General features: G+C 59.5%; 15 protein-coding genes. 5 read left to right on the top strand and 10 right to left on the bottom strand.

All coding sequences use genetic code 11. The features are described from left to right. Window positions 1-67 precede the first annotated feature (67 nt). From KBP52_RS05820 to KBP52_RS05785, 8 genes are all read right to left on the bottom strand, one after another. Window positions 68-1,045: a FecR domain-containing protein gene (locus tag KBP52_RS05820; protein WP_212622329.1), complete on the bottom strand. Its 978-nt coding sequence runs from the start codon at window positions 1,043-1,045 to the stop codon at window positions 68-70. Then, entirely contained in the window at window positions 1,046-1,561 is a 516-nt protein-coding gene (locus tag KBP52_RS05815; RefSeq protein ID WP_016987079.1) for a sigma-70 family RNA polymerase sigma factor, read from the bottom strand. A gap of 85 nt (window positions 1,562-1,646) precedes the next feature. After that, entirely contained in the window at window positions 1,647-2,831 is a 1,185-nt protein-coding gene (locus tag KBP52_RS05810) for an aminotransferase class V-fold PLP-dependent enzyme (RefSeq protein ID WP_212622328.1), read from the bottom strand. A gap of 15 nt (window positions 2,832-2,846) precedes the next feature. Continuing rightward, window positions 2,847-4,088 carry an MFS transporter gene (locus KBP52_RS05805; protein ID WP_212622327.1) on the bottom strand — a complete coding sequence of 414 codons (1,242 nt, stop codon included), beginning with the start codon at window positions 4,086-4,088 and terminating at the stop codon, window positions 2,847-2,849. Window positions 4,089-4,101: 13 nt separating this feature from the next. Further along, a complete protein-coding gene (locus KBP52_RS05800) occupies window positions 4,102-5,952 on the bottom strand; it encodes an IucA/IucC family siderophore biosynthesis protein (RefSeq protein WP_212622326.1) in 1,851 nt (616 codons plus the stop codon). A 36-nt stretch (window positions 5,953-5,988) separates the two neighbouring features. Beyond that, on the bottom strand, window positions 5,989-7,149 hold the full coding sequence (locus KBP52_RS05795; RefSeq protein WP_212622325.1) for an NAD/NADP-dependent octopine/nopaline dehydrogenase family protein: 1,161 nt from the start codon (window positions 7,147-7,149) through the stop codon (window positions 5,989-5,991). Window positions 7,150-7,177: 28 nt separating this feature from the next. Beyond that, complete coding sequence (locus KBP52_RS05790; RefSeq protein WP_212622324.1) at window positions 7,178-8,221, bottom strand: cysteine synthase family protein; 1,044 nt, start codon at window positions 8,219-8,221, stop codon at window positions 7,178-7,180. Between the two features lie 14 nt (window positions 8,222-8,235). Further along, window positions 8,236-9,630, bottom strand: coding sequence for a Y4yA family PLP-dependent enzyme (locus tag KBP52_RS05785; RefSeq protein ID WP_212622323.1), 1,395 nt, complete (start codon window positions 9,628-9,630; stop codon window positions 8,236-8,238). A gap of 615 nt (window positions 9,631-10,245) precedes the next feature. Here KBP52_RS05785 and KBP52_RS05780 point away from each other — a divergent pair. The 4 genes from KBP52_RS05780 to KBP52_RS05765 all read left to right on the top strand — a co-directional run bounded on the left by KBP52_RS05780 (window position 10,246) and on the right by KBP52_RS05765 (window position 14,403). Beyond that, window positions 10,246-11,136, top strand: coding sequence for a CoA ester lyase (locus KBP52_RS05780; RefSeq protein WP_077573285.1), 891 nt, complete (start codon window positions 10,246-10,248; stop codon window positions 11,134-11,136). A gap of 26 nt (window positions 11,137-11,162) precedes the next feature. Further along, the gene (locus KBP52_RS05775; RefSeq protein ID WP_212622322.1) at window positions 11,163-11,564 is read left to right on the top strand and encodes a ParB N-terminal domain-containing protein; all 402 of its coding nucleotides are present in this window, start codon (window positions 11,163-11,165) and stop codon (window positions 11,562-11,564) included. A gap of 109 nt (window positions 11,565-11,673) precedes the next feature. Next, the gene (locus tag KBP52_RS05770; RefSeq protein ID WP_212622321.1) at window positions 11,674-13,890 is read left to right on the top strand and encodes a TonB-dependent siderophore receptor; all 2,217 of its coding nucleotides are present in this window, start codon (window positions 11,674-11,676) and stop codon (window positions 13,888-13,890) included. Between the two features lie 132 nt (window positions 13,891-14,022). Continuing rightward, window positions 14,023-14,403, top strand: a complete 381-nt coding sequence (locus KBP52_RS05765; protein WP_212622320.1) for a fe2+ zn2+ uptake regulation protein — start codon at window positions 14,023-14,025, stop codon at window positions 14,401-14,403. A 14-nt stretch (window positions 14,404-14,417) separates the two neighbouring features. On the opposite strand, the gene KBP52_RS05760 is transcribed toward KBP52_RS05765, so the two are convergent. Next, window positions 14,418-15,023 (bottom strand): response regulator transcription factor, encoded by a 606-nt coding sequence (locus tag KBP52_RS05760; RefSeq protein ID WP_212622319.1) that lies wholly within the window; start codon window positions 15,021-15,023, stop codon window positions 14,418-14,420. Between the two features lie 114 nt (window positions 15,024-15,137). Here KBP52_RS05760 and KBP52_RS05755 point away from each other — a divergent pair, with 114 nt between their 5' ends. Next, window positions 15,138-16,760, top strand: a complete 1,623-nt coding sequence (locus KBP52_RS05755; RefSeq protein WP_212622318.1) for a hybrid sensor histidine kinase/response regulator — start codon at window positions 15,138-15,140, stop codon at window positions 16,758-16,760. A gap of 101 nt (window positions 16,761-16,861) precedes the next feature. Here KBP52_RS05755 and yecR read toward each other — a convergent pair whose 3' ends face one another. Next, on the bottom strand, window positions 16,862-17,170 hold the full coding sequence (gene yecR, locus KBP52_RS05750) for a YecR family lipoprotein (protein ID WP_008082757.1): 309 nt from the start codon (window positions 17,168-17,170) through the stop codon (window positions 16,862-16,864). Window positions 17,171-17,550 lie beyond the last annotated feature (380 nt).

Raw genomic sequence — 17,550 nt, 5'->3', positions numbered from 1 at the left:
GGTGCTTCTCCCCAATAGCCAGTCGAGATCGAAAAAAGTATCACCGCAGCGGCAATTATTTTTTCACTCAGGCCGGGGAAAGCATGACCCAGTAGCCATTCAAATGGCCGCTGACGAGGATCGGGTAGGTTTGCGCCAGCATGTTCAGGGTGCGCTGGCTGTCGCTGATCGGGTAGGCGCCGGAAATGCGCAGATCGGCAAGCGCCGGATCGAGGCGTACGAAACCGCGGCGATAGCGTGTCAGTTCCTCGACGAAGTCGGCCAGGCGCATCTTGTCGGCCATCAGCATGCCTTGCGTCCAGGCACCGACATAACGGTCGGCAACGCTGAGCTGGCCAAAGGTGTGGGACGAGAAGTCGGTGCGTTGACCGGCGTTGACGATCAGCGGCGTGGTCTGGCGATTGTCCGCGAGCTCGACTTTGACCGCGCCTTCCAGCACGGCGAGGTGGGTGCGCGGTTGCAGTTCGCGCACGGTGAAACGCGTGCCCAGCGCCTGCATCCGACCTTGACGGGTGCTGACCAGAAACGGTCGCGCCAACGGTGAAATGTCCGGCGCGGTCTGCACCAGTATTTCGCCTTCACGCAGGTGAATGAGGCGTTGATTGGCGTCGAACAGCACGTCGATGGCGGTGTCGGTGTTCAGGGTGATTTTCGAGCCGTCGGCCAGGGTCAGCTCGCGTTGCTGGCCGATCGCAGTGCGGTAGTCGGCTGACCATTGCTGCGACTCTGCCAGCTTCCAGCTGCCCCAACCGGCCGGCAGGATGGCCAGAATCATCGCCAGTTTGCCCAGCGCCGCACGGCGCTCCGGGCTGCTCGGGCGATCGAGTGCGGACATCGCCAAGGATGGTGGCAGGCCGCCGAGTTTGCTCTGCAACAACTGCGCCCGCGCCCAGGCACGACCGCGCTCGGGGGTGCTGGCTTTCCAGTATTCCCATTCGCCGCGCTCGCTGTCGCTGAGTTCGCCTTCACTCATGCGGATCAACCAGTCGGCGGCTTCTTCCAGGGCCTGGTGATCGAGGTGCGGCTCATGGCGGCGGCTGAGCATTCACTCCACCAGCAACAGGCACTGCACGAAGGCTTGCTTCATGTAGCGTTTGACGGTGATCAGCGACACGCCCAGCTGCTCGGCAATGTCGTCGTATTTCAGCCCGCTGATCTGCGACAACAGAAAGGCGCGTTTGACCAGCGGCGGCAGGGCATCGAGCATTGCGTCGATTTCGTGCAGGGTTTCCAGCACCATGAAACGCAATTCCGGCGAAGGCACTTCCGGCGCCGGCACATGGGCGAGGGCGTCCAGGTAGGCACGTTCCAGCGCCTTGCGTTGATACCAGTTGACCAGAATGCCTTTGGCCACGCAGCTCAGATACGCGCGCGGCTGCTCAATGACGGTGACCTGGGAGGCAAGGATGCGCGTGAAGGTGTCCTGCGCCAGATCCGCCGCATCCATGGCGTTTCCCAGTTTTTTTCTCAGCGTCGCGTACAGCCAGCCGTGATGGCCGCTGTACAGGGCTTCGATCGCGCGCAGGTGATTGGCATTATTCGCGGGAAGGGTTTCGCTCATGGCTGCAGATTTTCATGCAATTGAGAAGTATTCCCAATGCTAGTTTACAAAGCCGCTGCGACGCAAGCGCCGATTGTTTTCCGCTTCAGACTCTCGGCAGACGGCTCAGCGCAGCAATCATCGTGTCGATTTCCGCCTCGGTGTTGTACGCATGCAACGAGGCACGGCTGACTTCCGGCAAGTCCCTGTGCTGCATGTCGAGCAAAGTCGAGTGCAAGGTCGATGTGCTGACGTTGATGCGCTTTTCCTGGCCGGCCAGCCACTGCTGAACGTGTGCGGCGCTGCTGTCGCGATGCGTAAACGTGACGATGCCGGACTTCTGCACTCCGAGGTCTCGCGGCGTGATACCAGGAATATCTGCCAGTTGTCGGCGCAGGTAATCTGCCAGTTGCTGAATCCGCAGCCACATCGGTTCGATGCCTTGCGCCAGCGCGTATTCCACTGCCGCACCGAGACCGAGTTTGGCGGCGACGTTGCATTCCCAGTTCTCGAAGCGTCGGGCATCGGCGCGGATTTCGAACGTCTCGGCGTCCTGCAATGAGGCAGCATGCAAGTCGAGAAACGCCGGCTCAAGGTTCTGGCACAGAGACTTTTCGACATACAAAAAACCCATCCCGCGCGGTCCACGCAGGTATTTGCGGCTGGTGGCAGCGAGCATGTGGCAGCCGATTTTCTGCACGTCGATCGGCATCTGCCCGACACCCTGACAGGCATCGAGCAGAAACAGCACGCCAGCCGCACGGGCGAGAGCGCCAATCTGCTCGATGGGCTGCACCGGGCCGCCATTGGTGGCTATCACCGGCAGCGAGATCAGCGCGACCCGATCATCCTCGAGCATGGTCGTTAGTGCCGACAGGGAAACCTGGCCGTGTTCATCGTTAGGAATGACCCGAATCTCGATACCGCGCCGCTGCTTCATTTGCAGATAAGGAATGTAGTTGCCGGCGTATTCGGTGGTCGATGTCAGCACCACATCGCCGGGTTGCAGCGGTAACGAATAGAACGCCATGTCCCAAGCGCGGGTCGCGTTCTCGATCACCGCAATTTCGTCAGGCTGAGCGTTGATCAATTGCCCGATAGCGGCGTAGACATTTTCCACTTCAGCCGATTGTTGCCCGGCGGCTTCGTAGCCGCCCAAAGTCGCTTCAAGCTGAATATGACGGGTCATCGTTTCGATCACCGGCGCGGGCATCAGCGCCGCGCCGGCATTGTTGAAGTGGATCAGTTGCGCGACGGCAGGAGTGTCGGCGCGCAGTTGTTCAATGTTCAAAAGCAGACTCCTTGATCATTCCCCGTCCGGGGCAGGGCTTGCTTGCATCGCCGCCGGCCAGTAGCGCAACGCGACGATCGGGATCAGTGCGACGACGTAAGCGAGGCAAACAAACAGATAGGTGTACTGCAAACCGTAGACCTGACTGAGCAGGCCGCCGGCGGAAATCCCCGCAATCGAAGCGAATTGCGCAGTGCCCTGAGCGATGCCCAGTACATGACCCTGTTGCGAGCTATCGGCGGTCTTCGAGATCAGCGCCATCAACACCGGTGTGGTTGCACCCAGCAGTACGCCCCAGATGAAGTAGGCAATGACGAACACCACCGGGTTGTGGGTGACGCCTGCCACCGCAGTGAGGACGATGCAGCCGATGACCACGTAAGTCATGCGCTGCAAGGTGTCCTGCTGACCACGCTGTTCGAAATAACGCGACCACGCCGTTGCCGACAGAATGAAGCCCAGCGCCAGCAAGCCGTAGCAGAGGCCGACCACCGAATTGCTGACCTCGAACACCGAGCTGACATACAGCGAAAACGAGGTCTGCGGCAGCATCCGCGCCAGCAACAGAATGCCCATCACACCGAGCAGCGACAGCAATGGCGAGCCTTGCCAGAGGCTGCCGGAACGCGCCGGCGCAGTTTTGTCGACGACCACGGCTTTCTTCACCGGCGGCACGTCCGGCAAGGTCACGGCGGCGATCACGGTACACACCGCACACAGCGCCGAAGCGATGATGTTGATCCAGAAGAACGTCGCGTAATCGAGGATCAAGCCGCCGACCACCGCACCCAGCAGCGAGCCGACATTGGTCGAGATTTGCAGAATGGCGAACAGCCGTGCGCGCCGCGACGGCGCTTCAATGCTGACGCCATAGGCCTGTGCCGGCGCGATATAGCCGGCAAACGCGCCTTGCAGAAAACGCAGGATCAGAATGATCCAGATATCACTGAACAGGGCCAGCCCAAGCTGGGTCAACGACAAGCCGGCGAGGGCGCGGATCATCATCAACTTGTGGCCGTAGCGATCGCCGATCCGGCCCCAGAATGCACTGGTGAGAATAATGCCCAGCATCGGCCCGACGTACACGGCGATGCTGGCGAAGCTGAAAAGCGACTCGGAGGTCGTCAGCCCACGCAGGTGGACAGGCCAGAACGGCCCGCTCATTTCCATCGCGCCCATCGATACCAACTGGATCGCAAATAGAAGATAAATCAGGATTCTTACTCTCGAACCCTGGATGGCACCTGCTTGGGACATGAGTCAGCCTCGGTTAAACGCTAGCGAGCGGGTTGGTCAGGGTGTGTTGCAAACGATAGTTGCTGTATTGCATCAAGTGCATGCGCAACAGCGAACGGGTTGGCCATGGCTCTTCGACGAACGCCTTGTGCTCGGTTTCCCACACGTCTGCCGCGACGCGGTCACGCACCGCTTCGAAGGCGAGGTCGGTTTCTTCGCGCAAGATTTGCCATAGCCGTGTGTTGTTGAAAGCGTATTCCTTGGTCAGCCACAGGGCCATTTCATGCAGGTGCGTGAGGAACGCCGCGTCGAGCACAAACATGCGCACCGGCTCGATATCACCGGAGAACACTGTCGGCAGAATACCCGGCTGCACGTGTGGTTGCAGGCTGTAACCACGGCCCTCGAGCAACGGCGCGTAAGTGCGGCCATCACCGAAATCGCGGATCAGCAGACTACGTGCTTTGCCGTCCGGGGAGAACAGCACCATGGTGTTTTGCTGGTGCGCCTCAAGGCCGATGCCGTACATCAAGTAGATCGCCACCACCGGGTGAGTCACCACCTTCGCGTACTCGCGGAACCAGTTCTCGACCTGCGCAGCATTGGCGCGCACACCGTCACGTTCAATCAGATCGGTGAACAGCGGACGACCGCTGCCGGGCAAACGGGTGAACAGTGAAGCCACGGTTATCGGCAGGCACTCATCGTTGCGTTCGAATGCAGGCGCACTGGCGCGATACACCACGGACAGATGACGGCCCGGGTGATCGTCCTGCGTCACCGCGTTTTTGTAACGCACGCCGATTTCTTCCGGGAAGATTTCCAGGCGCTGATCGAAGCCGTTTTCCGTCTCGAGAATCTTGCTGATCACCGTGCTGATGCGCGGGCCCATGTGAATCGACTTGGCTTGCAGGCTGCGCAGTTCGCTGGTCATCCACACAGCGATGGGCAGTTTGATCAGCGGTGCGGATTCGTCCAGTACCGGCATCATTGTGCGATAGGACATGGTCGGCAGGGTTGGCAGGTCCGGGCCATCGGTGATCAGAATGCCGTCGGCGATTTCCTGCGCGAAGGTTTCCAGCACGTAGGCTTGTAAATGCCAGCTGTGGATCGGCAAGGGCAGCCATTGGTTTTCGTCCAGCCCCTTGCTGTTGAGCGAGGCTTTCCATTGCGCCCATTGCGTCGGGAAATGCTCGGCGAACCAGGCGCGGTAATCGATCACGTGCGGCATGCTTTCGCTTTTCGCGTTGTCGGCGCGCAGTGCGGCGATGCGCAGGGGCACCTGTGCGTTGAACTCGGGCGACAGTTGCTCGACCTCTTCATCGGTCAGGCCCGGGCGGGCTTTCCAGGTCGGGTAATACGGGTGACCTTCCAGTGAACCCCACTGGTCGAGCAGGATCGCGGCGTCCTTGGTTTTGGCGTGCTGGCGCAAGTAATCAGTGAAGCTGTGCAGTCCTTGATCCTTGGCGGCTTGTGCCAGTCGGGCGTTCCAATGCTGGCGATGCTGACGGGCGTGGGCGTCGTTGCTCAGGCTGTTTTCCATGTCGGACTTGAGCCCGGCCACGCCTTCGTCGGTCGGGGCGAAGTCGAAACTGTCGCGCAGCACATCGAGCATGTCCTGGTGGCTGGTGATCACCTGGCGCACGCCTTCATCGGTGACCAACACCACGTCGCCGTCGTTGACCACGGTATCGGCCGGGCCTTTGGCGATGTCGGAAAAAGCCAGGTGGGCGCGGCCGCCCTTGAGCGGATACGTGGCCTGGTTGCCCTCGACGGAAAAGCTCAGGGCCGAACGGTCGAGGATGTTTTCCGCAAACAGGCAGCGCACCAGACGGCGCATGGCGTTTTTGCGGGAGTAGGCGATCAGTGTCTTGAGGTCATCCATATCAGCGGTCTGCTCGTCGAAAATTGAGTAAGAAGATCAAGCGGCGGCGCTTGTCGTGTGCGGCCATTGGCGCGGGAAATAGTCGAGTGCCGAGCCGCGCAGGCCTTTCATGTAGGCCACGCTCCACTGCAGGACTTCCTCGATGTAAGGCACCTTGAGGTCGAAGCGTTTGGCCATTTCCACCAGCAGCACCAGGCCGTAGGCGACGTCTTCGTTGAAGGCGCGGCTCTCGCGCTCGATCACGTAACCGGCGCGGTTGTCGGCAGCCGGCACCATCGGCGCAAGGATGTCGTTGTAGGCCTGATTGGTGCGCAGGATCGACAGCATGCTGCTCGGGTCGCGAATCTGCTCGCCGTAGGCCTCGACGATTTCCTGTTTCAGCGATTTCACCGAAGACAGGTCGATGCCCAGGCGCTGGCTGATCACCGCGCACAGTTGCTGGCTTTCCTGATCCATGCGTTCAAGGAAATAGGCGCCGAGTTCCGGGCATTCGGTCCACCAGCACATGCGCTGCGGGAAGATCTTGCGGTGCCACTGGCCGTAGGGGCCGATGAGGCCGTAGATCACCGAGCTGTGCATGATCGGGTTGCCCGGCGTCAGGGTGATTTCCAGAAAGTGCTCGAGCATCGTCACGCACGGGCCGTACAGCCGCGTGAGTATTTTTTCCAATTGGCGGCGCGCGGTTTGTGGCTCCCGGGCGTGGGTCGCGACGTACAACTGGCTTTTGCCGCCGCCCATTTTGATCGAGCGTCCCGGGGTCAATTCGAACGCCGTGTGCGGCACATCTTTCATGCCCCAGATCACCACATTCGGCCGGTCGGGCAGGGTGGCTTCGGCCAGCCAGTCGAAACCGCAGAAGCCTGGAATAGCGCCGATGAACACCGGTTTGCTGGTGGTCAGATGCGGCGCGATATCTTTCAATGTTTGCGGGCGCGCATGGGCCGGCACAGTGATGATGACGATGTCGGCATCTTCCACCGCGGCTTTCGCGTCGCTGGTCACCCGATCGAGTCGGGCGCTCAGCGACGAGCCGTCCGGCAACAAGGCCTGCATCGGCGTCTGGCGAGCGTGTTGTTCGATGACCTCCTGATTATGGGTGTGCATCGAAACCTGAACATTGGGTAGCTGCTTGAACAGGATGGCGTTGAGATGGCCGGTCCTGCCGCCACCACAGATGGCGACTTTCAACAGATTCATCGAGAGGCGTTCCTGTGTGAAGGGTGGGTCATGCGACGCTCAGTTGCAGCGGCGCGGAAACAGAGTCCAGCCAGTGGGTCTTGCCCAGCCAGGCATCCAGTTGCGGGGCGATGCTCGGGTCGATCAGATCGCGCTCCTGCAGCCATTGGTCGTCGAACACGGTGTGCAGGTATTTCTCGCCGCCGTCGGCGATCGGCACCACGACGTTGCCGGTCAGCACGCCTTTGTGGATCAGCTCCAGTGCCTTGAAAATCGCACCACCGGTCGAGCCGCCGACCAGCAGGGCGAAGTTGCGCGCGATGTAGCGGGCGGTTTCGAATGCCTGCGAATCGGTGACTTGCACGCCCAGATCGATGCAGCTGTAGTCGAGCACCAGACCCACGGTGTCGCCGGCCGGCGTACCGGTGCCGGATTGGTAGTACGGGTAGCCGGGGTGGCCGAAGACAATCGAACCGGCCGGTTCCACCGCGACGGTGACGGTGTCCGGGTTGTGCACTTTCAAGCCGCGTGCGATGCCGGTCATCGAACCGCCGGTGCCGACGCAACCGACGTAAGCGCCGACCACGCCTTCAGCCTGCGCGATGGTTTCGCGGACGAAATCGCTGTAGCCGCCGGCATTGGCCGCATTGTCGGACTGGTTCATGAACACCGCGCCGGGAATCTCGCTCGCCAGTTCGGCGGCCATCTGTTGCCGCTCGACCACCGCGACTTCATCTTCGCGATAAGTGCCTTTGACGAAACGAATGTCGGCACCGAGGGCCTTCATCACGGCGATCTTGTCTTGCGCGGCGTGGTGATCGACCACGGCGATGAAATGCAGACCAAACTCGACCGCCGCCATGGCCAGGCCAATCCCGGTATTGCCCGACGATGACTCAACCACCACGCCGCCGGGTTTCAAGCGACCGGACTTGAGCGCGGCCAGCACCATGTTGCGCGCCATGCGGTCTTTGATGCTGCCGCCGGGATTGTTCTTTTCAATCTTCAACAACAAACGCGCGTTGGTATCCGGAACATCGATGCCCAACATCGGTGTATTACCGATAAGGTCAGAGACTTTATTCAAGATCATTGCAATTGTTCCCTTTAGTAGTCAGGTGAAAACGCATAGTTACCTTCCGTACAACAGGTCGCCATCAGCCGCCGGGGCAGGGGATGGCGATGAAACTCGTTTTCCAGCAAGTCCATCTGGTAACCGGCGGTGTTGATATAAATCAATAAGTCACCGGCTTGCGGTGCCGTTGCAAAGTTGATCAGGCGATGGGTGATGACGTCATCGTCCAGGCAACTATGGCCGGCGATATAAGCCTGAGTCGGGGTGTTTGGCTGTTGTTTGGTGCTGACAAGTATTGGATCTAGCAGATATTCCGAGGCAAACCAGGTTTCGCAAGCGCTGAAACTGCTGCCCTCAACGAAGATTACAGTTTTATTGTCAGCCAATTGTTTGCTGCGCGTGACGCGAAAGATTGAAATGGCGGCTTGATCGACCAGGCTTCGGCCCGGCTCGAGTGCCAGTGTTATTTGCTGGGTCTTCAAGTAATTGGCAATCGACAAGCCGTGAGAATGCTCGGCTTCGAGTAATAACGTCAGCCATTGTGTCGCGGTCAGTTCACTGCCGTAAGGATAATAAGTGGCGGGAACTTTCTGGTTGTCATAGTGGCTCGGGTTATTGTCATTTTGCAGGAACTGAGCGTAGGTCTCAGGTTCGACATAGCGAATCGGCAAGCCGCCACCGATGTCGATCATCTGCGGATTCAAGCCCATTTCCCTGGCCGCCTCGATAAATCCGCTGACCTCACGAAAGGCCTGTGCGCGGGATTCGAATCCATAGCCGCCGAGGTGAAAATGGAAACCTTCAAAATGAAAAAGTTCAGGTTTTTCTGCCAACCGTTGCAGGCATTGCAGCAGGTCTTTCGAACCCATTCCGAATCGGCTGTTCTGACTGCTTTTTGGTCTGTAACGCAGTAAAACTCTGGTTTTCGTCGGACCTGGTTGTGGTGGGAGCACGCAATGCAGGTGATCGAATTCCTCCAGCGAATCCACACAAATCAATGAACCGGCGCTGATCAGCGCTTGATGGAAAACGGCTGTTTTGGCCGGTCCTGTGGCGCAGATTCTGGTGCCCGGCACACCTGCGCGCAGGGCAGCATTCAACTCGTGGATGCTCGACACATCGACGCCGATCCCCGAATTCGCTGCAGCGCCGAGCATACTTTGCGACTTGTTGGCCTTGGCCCCGTAGAAAATGGCATGGGGAACCTGGTATTGCTTCAACACGTTCAGCAGCGCTTGCGTGTTTAATTCAAACGCATGGGGCCAGACCAGATTTAACGGCGAGCCCTGTTGTTCCACCAAGTCTGCAAGTTTGTTCGGGAACTTGTTGATAAACGTGGCAATAACCGGGTCGATCAGCGGCGTTAACATTTCCGGGTGATGAACTTTATACGGCTGTTCAACAGCAGATTTATTTGTTGTAGGCATAGTTAACCCATAGCGTCGAAAGTTGCGTCGCCATTGATAGTCCGATCATCGATCGTTATCGATGCGGGTCGTCTTTTTTTGCTCGTCAGCGTCGAGGCTTTAAACAACCGGGAGGCGGGTGCCAAGTGAAATCCGCTATTGGATCTGTAGCAATGATCGTAATAAATGGTTCACAAAATAATTGCATGAGAACCCCATTCCATAAGGTTTGTGCGGATGTATTGAATGGCCATTAGTTGCTGGCCATTGCCCTGTAGCAGCCTGTAGCTGATGTTTAAGTGATATCACTGACAGGTACTTTTGCAGATACCGATGACTTGCTTTGAAACGAGAATAGTTCCTCTTGGCGGCGTGAACAATATTGCGAACAGGAACGATTATCAAGTAAGGTTTTCAAATATTTTTCAATAAAGACCTGTTTCAGGCGAATCCATGAACGTGCATTTACACGCTCAAGGACTCGTTCGTCCCGAGATTAAAAAGTCTCTTAATTGCTTGATCAATAAGGCGTTAAGGGCTGTTGCGATAAGCCCCGGCACGGCAGGCAAATCTGCCGTTGAACGGGCCTGAAAATTTTCAAAAACCACGACGGGTTCACGTCAAAGGAGCAACGCCATGCAATCCGATCGACTCAGCCGCAAAGCGCCACTCGCGATCAGCTACCTGTTCGTGCCGGGCAACCGTCCCGAGCGTTTTTCCAAAGCCTGCGAAGCGGGCCCGGACGCGATCATTCTCGACCTCGAAGACGCCGTACATCCGGACAGCAAAGTCGCCGCCCGTGACGCCATCCAGGCGTGGCAGGAGAAAACGCCGAGCGTTGCTTGTGAGCGTTACATCCGCCTCAACAGCGTCAGCAGTTCGCTGTTTCGCCAGGACCTGAGCTGGCTCAGCGACCTGCGTTACCCCGAGCGTTGCAGCGGGATTTTCCTGCCCAAGGCCGAATGTCCCGAGACGCTGGCGCGGGCGGTCGAGCGCTTGCTGGAGTGGCAACCGAGGCTGGCGATCGTCGCGATCATCGAGACCGCCAAAGGCCTGCAGCAGGTCGAGTCGATCGCTGCGATTGCGGGCGTGGCGCGGCTGGCGTTTGGCTCGCTGGATTTCTCGCTCGATATCAACTGCAGCCAGGTGCCCGAGGCGTTTCTGTTTGCCCGCAACCGCATCGTGCTGGCGTCGCGCACGGCGGATCTGCCGTCGCCGATCGATGGCGTGACGCCGGCGATCAGCGACTTGGCGGTGGTTGCCCAAGACGCGCAATACGCGCGTTCGCTGGGCTTCGGCGCCAAGCTGTGCATCCATCCCGGGCAACTCGCCACGGTGCAGCGCGCCTTCCTGCCGGATTCGCGCCAACTGGCGTGGGCCGACCGCGTGATGCGAGCGGTGGCCACGGGCAGCCATGCGGTGCAAGTGGACGGCGAGATGGTCGACTTGCCGCTGATCGAACACGCCCAGCGCCTGCTCGATGTGGCCAGTCAGCATGCGCCGGTTGCCCGCGCCGATGCCTGCTGAAATCCCCGGCGAATCAGGAGATCACCATGGACCACGGTTATCAGATTGCGCTGCGACCACTGTGCGAAGTGTTGCAGTCGGAGCAGGTTGATCCGGCCAACGTGACGCTGCTGCGCGAGTCGATTGTCCGCGCCGGGCATTGGCTGGAACCGATCATCGTCGAGCGTTCGCGCGGCATCGTGATGGACGGCAATCACCGTTTCACCGCGGCGTTGCAGTTGGGCTTGAGACGGGTGCCGTGCATCCAGCTCGACTACTCCGATCCGCGCGTCTGTGTGCGGCATTGGCAGACCGGGCAGGCGTTCGAGGTGGCGCGGATTTTCACCACCATCGCCTGCGGCGAGATTTTTCCGTACAAGACCACCCGGCACGCGTTTGACCCCGCGCTGCCGGTGGTCGCGATTCCGCTGGAGCGCCTCTACGCCTGACCCTGATCAGGCGACGGAAAAAAACTTTACTGCGGGTGATACTTTTTCGCAGATCGACTGGCAATAGGAGTGATTACCATTTTCCCTCGATGAAAAGGATCCTCACGTCATGCCTGTTGTCAGTCGTCCTTGCGGTGAGCGGGTGTTAACACTCGCCGTGCGTACCGCCATGCTGAATTTCGTTTTGGTCGCAGGAAGCGCCAACGCTTGGGCCGCCAGCCCCGAGCAAACAGGCGTTGCCGCCGACCCGACTGCGAACGCCGCGCCGGACGCGCTGACCCTCGACACCACCAACGTCAACGCCCGTTACAACGGCGCGACCGCGTTGCCGGAAACCCTCGCCGGTGGTCAGGTGGCGCGCGGCGCACGGCTGGGCATGCTGGGCAACAAAGACGTGATGGACACGCCGTTCAGCGTCACCAGTTACACCGCCAAAACCCTCGCCGATCTGCAAACCGTGACCGTCGCCGATGCGCTGGAACGTGATCCCTCAGTACGCTCGACCGGGCAGACTGGTGGTATCGTCGACTCGTTTTTCATCCGTGGCTTCCCGATTGGCGAAGGCAACCTTGGTGAGCTGGCGTTCGACGGCGTCTACGGTGTCGCGCCGAATTATCGGGTGTTCACCGACTACGCCGAGCGCGTTGAAGTGCTCAAGGGGCCGGGCGCGCTGATGTACGGCATCTCGCCGAACAGCGGCGTCGGCGGCGTGATCAACATCGTGCCCAAGCGTCCGCTGGATGAAGACCTGACCCGGTTCACCGGCACCTATGCCTCGGACTCGCAGGTGGGCGGGCATCTGGACCTGAGCCGGCGCTTCGGTTCGGAGAACCAGTTCGGCGTGCGTTTCAACGGCAACCTGCAGGGTGGCGATACCGCCGTCGATGATCAGCATCGCGACCTCGGTGTCGGCGCGATCGCCCTGGATTATCGCGGCGAGCGTCTGCGCCTGAACCTCGATTACATCAGCCAGAAAGAAAGCTGGGAGGGCGCTTCGCGGCCCTTCACCATCGCGCCGGGCGTTGATGTGCCGTCTGCGCCGAACGGCCGCACCAATCACTCGCAGGACTGGGGCTGGTCGGACACCAAAGAGCAGTCGGCGTTGCTCGGTGGCGAATATGACCTGACCGACAACGTCACCGTGTTCGCTCATGCCGGTGGTGGCAAGTCCGACGTCAAGCGCCTGTCCGACCAGGTGCCGAGAATCCTCAACGACGCCGGTGATACCAGCAACATTCCCGGCTACTACAAATTCAACGTTGATCGCTCGACGGCTGACGTCGGTATGCGTGGTGTGTTTGCCACTGGCCCGATCACTCACACCACCACGGTCATGGCGACCCGTTATCAGGATGAGCTGTCACGCGGCATCAACAACGGCACGGCCATCCTGTCGAATATCTACCACCCGATCGACAGGCCGCAGCAGTACATCAACTCGCCAAAGGTGTTGCGCGTTTCCGAATCGGAGCTGTCCGGCGTGGCGTTGACCGACACAATGTCGATGCTCGATGACCGCTTCCAGTTGACCCTCGGCGTGCGTCGTCAGGACATCGAATCGCGTAACTACAACGCGGCCGGTGCGGTCAGTTCGAAATACAAGGACAACGCCACGAGCCCGCTGGTTGGCGTGGTGGTCAAGCCTTGGCAAGACGTTTCGCTCTACTACAATTATGTCGAAGGCTTGAGCAAGGGCGACATCGCCCCGGGCACGGCGGCCAACGCCGGCGAAACCTTTGCCCCGTACGAATCCAAGCAGCATGAGATTGGCGTCAAGTACGAGCACGGTACGTTCATGACCACTCTGGCGTTGTTCCAGATCGAGAAGCCGAGCGGTGAAGTCGGTGCCGACAACGTGTTCTCAGTGCAGGCCGAACAACGCAACCGTGGTGTCGAGTTGAGCATGTTCGGCGAAGTGGCCCCGGGCACTCGCCTGATGGGTGGCGTGACCGTGCTCGACGGCGAGCTGACCGATTCGGCGACCAAGGCCAACCGTGGCAACAAACCGGTTGGCGTGCCGGACGTGCAAGCCAACGTATGGGCCGAATGGGACACGCCATGGCTTGAAGGCTTCACCCTCACCGGCGGGGCGATCTACACCGACAGCCAGTACGTCAACCAGGCCAACACTCAGGAGCTGGATGCCTGGACCCGCGTCGACGCTGGCGCGCGTTATGCGACCAAAATCGAAGGCCGGCCAACGACGTTCCGCGCCACCGTGCAGAACGTCTTCGATCGTGAGTACTGGTCGGGCGTGGCGTCCTACGGCGCGTTCTCTCCGGGTTATCCACGGACCTTGCAGCTGTCGGCCACGGTCGATTTCTGACGGGGCGGGAAGGGCGGCGCTGTCGTCACCTTCTATATAGAAAGTCACGATCACGTTGCCTGTCCGACATGTGGTCGGCAGGCGGGAAGCAGCTGCAACCCGCCTGAACATTTCAGAAAGGGAGTATTCGCCATGTTTAACCACCCAGGCGTTGGCGCTGTAAACGCACCTTCAGCGTTTCGGGCAGCGAACAACCCATTGGCCTTTGAGTTTGATCGCAGCGCCAATACGCATATTCGCGAACTGCTGCGCCACTTCGGACTGCGCACCAGCCTGATCCGCTTCAAAGTCATCAATGCACTGGTGGTGGCCGGTCGCGACGGACATGGGATCGGGGTCAATGGTGTGCATGCGTTTGTCGAGTCTTCATCGCCCGAGCTTTCATTCGTCAGTGTGCGTGAAGTGCTCAAGCGTCTGGGGGAAGAGGGGCTGATCGTGCTCGGGAGTGACAAGACCTACCGATTTTCCTCTGCGGCCATGGAATTGCTGCAGCAACACACAGATCATCTGTAGGTGCTGCCGAGCGCCTACAGAGTCCCCGTGTATTTCACGGCGGCGGCCGCTCGCGAGGGCACGTTCAGCGTACGCAATAAAGAAGACACATGAATGCGCACCGTGAACGGTGATATCTCCAGTTCGCGGGCGATTTCCTTGTTGGTCTTGCCTTGGGCGATCAAGCGCAGTACGTCTTGCTGACGAGGCGTGAGAGCGGCGCCGGTTTCCAGCGGCAGCAGGCCTGACGGCGCGAACTTCACCAGTACTTCACCTTCGCGAATTGCCAGAATTGCCTGACCGATTTCGTCCGGAGCGATGTTTTTGCCGATAAAACCGTCGATACCGGCGGCCATGACTTCGCTGATCAGCGACTCATCATCGACCATCGACACCACAATCAGCGTGGTACGCGGCAGGCGCCGACGCAGTTCGGCGAGCTGGCTGATACAGGTGAGCCCGGGGAAACGCAGGTCGAGAATCAATGTGTCCGGCTCATCACCTAACGGCAGCAGCGCCAGCACGGCGTCGAGATCGCCGGCTTCGTTGATAACGGCTTCGGGCAGCAAACGCTGTACCGTGCGCAGCATCGCTTCGCGAAACAGCGGGTGATCGTCGGCTATGATAATTCGGCAGGTCATGGCATGACCCTCCCTGGGTCAGGCGTTGCTCAAGGCTTGCACCTTAGCACCGGGCGCGAAGGTTGCCTGTAGGCTGATTCGGAATCTGACGATTGCCGCACAAGGACGTTTACCATGAAGTTCGAGAAAAACACTGAACTCGATCAGGCCAATCTGCGCATTATCATCGCCAGCATTGCCGTGGTTTACATGCTCATACTGGGTTTTTTGCCAGGCCAGCGCCTCGATACCTATCTGCCCGTTGTCACCTACATCATCCTGTTTTTGCTGGCCTCGATCGGCTTGCGTCAGGCGATTGCACGCTGGCCGGGGCATTACCCGGCGCGGCGGATTTTTTCCATGGTCCACGATTACACCGGCACCTGTTTTGGCCTGGTGGTCGGTGGCGAGGCAGCGTTGCCGCTGTATGCGGTGATCATCTGGGTCAACCTTGGTAACGGCATGCGCTATGGCTCGCGTTATCTGGCGATTGCCACGGTGCTGGCCTTGCTGGCGTTGCTGTGTGTTTATCGCCTGACCCCGGTGTGGCAGGCACAACCGTTTATGGTGTTGATGCTGATGCTCACCAGCACGGTGATCCCGTTCTATGCGCATCTGCTGTTGGAGCGCACACGTAAAGCCTCCGAAGAAGCAGTCGCAGCGAATCAGGAAAAGTCGCGGTTTCTCGCCCAGGCCAGTCATGATCTGCGCCAGCCGATTCACTCCATCGGTCTGTTTACCGCGTGCCTGCGGGAATCGCGGTTGGGCGATGAGGAGCGGCGTCTGGTCGATAACATCGACCGATCGCTGCTCAACGTTTCGCAACTGTTCCGCTCGATTCTCGATCTGTACACCCTCGATAACGGCCGGGTTCTGCCCAAACTGCAAACCTTCAATTTAGGTGAATGGCTCACAGATCTGATTCGCCAGAACGCCGAAGCGGCACGTTGGGCTGGAGTGGAGTTGCGTTTTCGCCCCTGTGAGTATTGGGTGCAAACCGATCCGGCGTTGCTGGCGACCATGGTGCAGAACGTGCTTTCCAACTGCTTCAAATATGGTGCGCATCGGCCGGTGCTGATCGGTGTGCGCCGGCACGGGGCAGGGCTGGCCATCGTGATTTATGACCGCGGCAACGGTATCGCCGAAGAACATCTGGCCAAGGTGTTCGAGGAGTTTTATCGGGTGCGCCAAGTACGCGACAAGGATGTCGAAGGCGTCGGGTTGGGGCTGTCGATCGTCAAGCGACTGGGCGAGTTGATCGGTGTCGGCGTTGCCCTGCGTTCGCAGCTTGGACGGGGCACGGCGGTGACTTTGTACGGCTTGCCGATCACCGCGCCGCCGCAAGTAACGGTCAATCGTGATGAAGCACGTCAGGTCGGTTTGCTGACCGGGTTGAAGGTGTGTCTGGTGGAGGATGATCGCAACGTATTGCTCGCGACTTCGGCGTTATTGGAGCGTTGGGGCTGTGTGGTTCAGGCCGAGTTGACGGCTCAGGACCTGGTCACCGATTGCGACATCATCGTCGCCGACTATGACCTCGGCACCCACGCCACTGGCATCGAATGCATCGACGATGTGCGTCAACAGCGGGGCTGGGCAGTGCCGGCAATGATCATCACTGGACATGACGTCGAAAAAATCCAGGCCGCCCTGCATGACCGCCACATCGCGATCTTGTCCAAGCCGGTGCGCCCGGCCGAACTGCGCGCGACGTTGCGAACCTTGCGCGACCGCCGACCGCAAATCCAACCCCTGTAGGAACTGCGGCACGCTGCGATCTTTTGATCTTCATTTTCAGGATCAGGATCAAAAGATCGCAGCCTCGTTGCACTCGACAGCTCCTACAAGTTAATGCGTGCTCAGCGCTTGCACAGGTAATCCTGAGTGATGGTGGTTTGCAGGCAGTTGTACTGGCCCATGGTGCGGCAGATGTTTTTCTCGGAACCAGTGACTTCGGCGTTTTTGTAGCCCCAGGTCTTGCAGCGTTGCGCGGCGACGGTCAGGCCTTGTTCGGCGCTGGTCTGGCCGCTTTCGAACTGGCCCAGTTCATAGGAAACCTGGACGACGCCATCGTTTTTGCTGCCGCCGGTGGCTTCCCATTGTTTCGGCGTGGCGCAGCCAGTGAGGAACAGGGCGCTGAGGGTGAGTGTTGCGATCAGGGATTTCATGGTGTTTCTTCCTTGGTGTTGTTCTGATTTCCAGGCACAACGATCCCGCACGCTGCGAACAGGCAACGTTGAGGAACATCGAGGGGTGCGGGGGAATATAGCGCCAGCGGACAGGGCGGTCGATTAGCACAAATGTGCTAGTGCAGTGGGGGGGGGGACGGCCGTTAGGCGCTTCTCTTCCTGCCCGATTCGGGCAAAGCTCGAATCAGTCTAAAAACACTGAACCGCGTCGGCGAGCCTTTGCTAGGCTCAAAGATGTAGGCGAAGACGCAGACTGATGCGCAATCGGATAGCAAGGGGGCGTGGGGCGCGCTCCGAAAGGTACACGGTTAGAAAGATCTCCGCGCTGAGATCCAGCCCTTATGCCGTGTGAAGCAGCC

Source organism: Pseudomonas sp. SCA2728.1_7 (genome assembly GCF_018138145.1).
In the GTDB taxonomy this organism is placed as follows: Bacteria; Pseudomonadota; Gammaproteobacteria; order Pseudomonadales; family Pseudomonadaceae; genus Aquipseudomonas; species Aquipseudomonas koreensis_A.
This window is presented reverse-complemented; position numbering and strand designations above follow the sequence as displayed.

What these genes read in the sequence shown, in the direction of transcription:
- KBP52_RS05820 (WP_212622329.1), bottom strand. Translation starts at nt 1,045, where the DNA reads ATGCTCAGCCGCCGCCATGAGCCGCACCTCGATCACCAGGCCCTGGAA.
- KBP52_RS05785 (WP_212622323.1), bottom strand. Translation starts at nt 9,630, where the DNA reads ATGCCTACAACAAATAAATCTGCTGTTGAACAGCCGTATAAAGTTCAT.
- KBP52_RS05765 (WP_212622320.1), top strand. Translation starts at nt 14,023, where the DNA reads ATGTTTAACCACCCAGGCGTTGGCGCTGTAAACGCACCTTCAGCGTTT.
- KBP52_RS05780 (WP_077573285.1), top strand. Translation starts at nt 10,246, where the DNA reads ATGCAATCCGATCGACTCAGCCGCAAAGCGCCACTCGCGATCAGCTAC.
- KBP52_RS05800 (WP_212622326.1), bottom strand. Translation starts at nt 5,952, where the DNA reads ATGGATGACCTCAAGACACTGATCGCCTACTCCCGCAAAAACGCCATG.
- KBP52_RS05790 (WP_212622324.1), bottom strand. Translation starts at nt 8,221, where the DNA reads ATGATCTTGAATAAAGTCTCTGACCTTATCGGTAATACACCGATGTTG.
- KBP52_RS05755 (WP_212622318.1), top strand. Translation starts at nt 15,138, where the DNA reads ATGAAGTTCGAGAAAAACACTGAACTCGATCAGGCCAATCTGCGCATT.
- KBP52_RS05805 (WP_212622327.1), bottom strand. Translation starts at nt 4,088, where the DNA reads ATGTCCCAAGCAGGTGCCATCCAGGGTTCGAGAGTAAGAATCCTGATT.
- yecR (WP_008082757.1), bottom strand. Translation starts at nt 17,170, where the DNA reads ATGAAATCCCTGATCGCAACACTCACCCTCAGCGCCCTGTTCCTCACT.
- KBP52_RS05760 (WP_212622319.1), bottom strand. Translation starts at nt 15,023, where the DNA reads ATGACCTGCCGAATTATCATAGCCGACGATCACCCGCTGTTTCGCGAA.
- KBP52_RS05775 (WP_212622322.1), top strand. Translation starts at nt 11,163, where the DNA reads ATGGACCACGGTTATCAGATTGCGCTGCGACCACTGTGCGAAGTGTTG.
- KBP52_RS05770 (WP_212622321.1), top strand. Translation starts at nt 11,674, where the DNA reads ATGCCTGTTGTCAGTCGTCCTTGCGGTGAGCGGGTGTTAACACTCGCC.
- KBP52_RS05795 (WP_212622325.1), bottom strand. Translation starts at nt 7,149, where the DNA reads ATGAATCTGTTGAAAGTCGCCATCTGTGGTGGCGGCAGGACCGGCCAT.
- KBP52_RS05815 (WP_016987079.1), bottom strand. Translation starts at nt 1,561, where the DNA reads ATGAGCGAAACCCTTCCCGCGAATAATGCCAATCACCTGCGCGCGATC.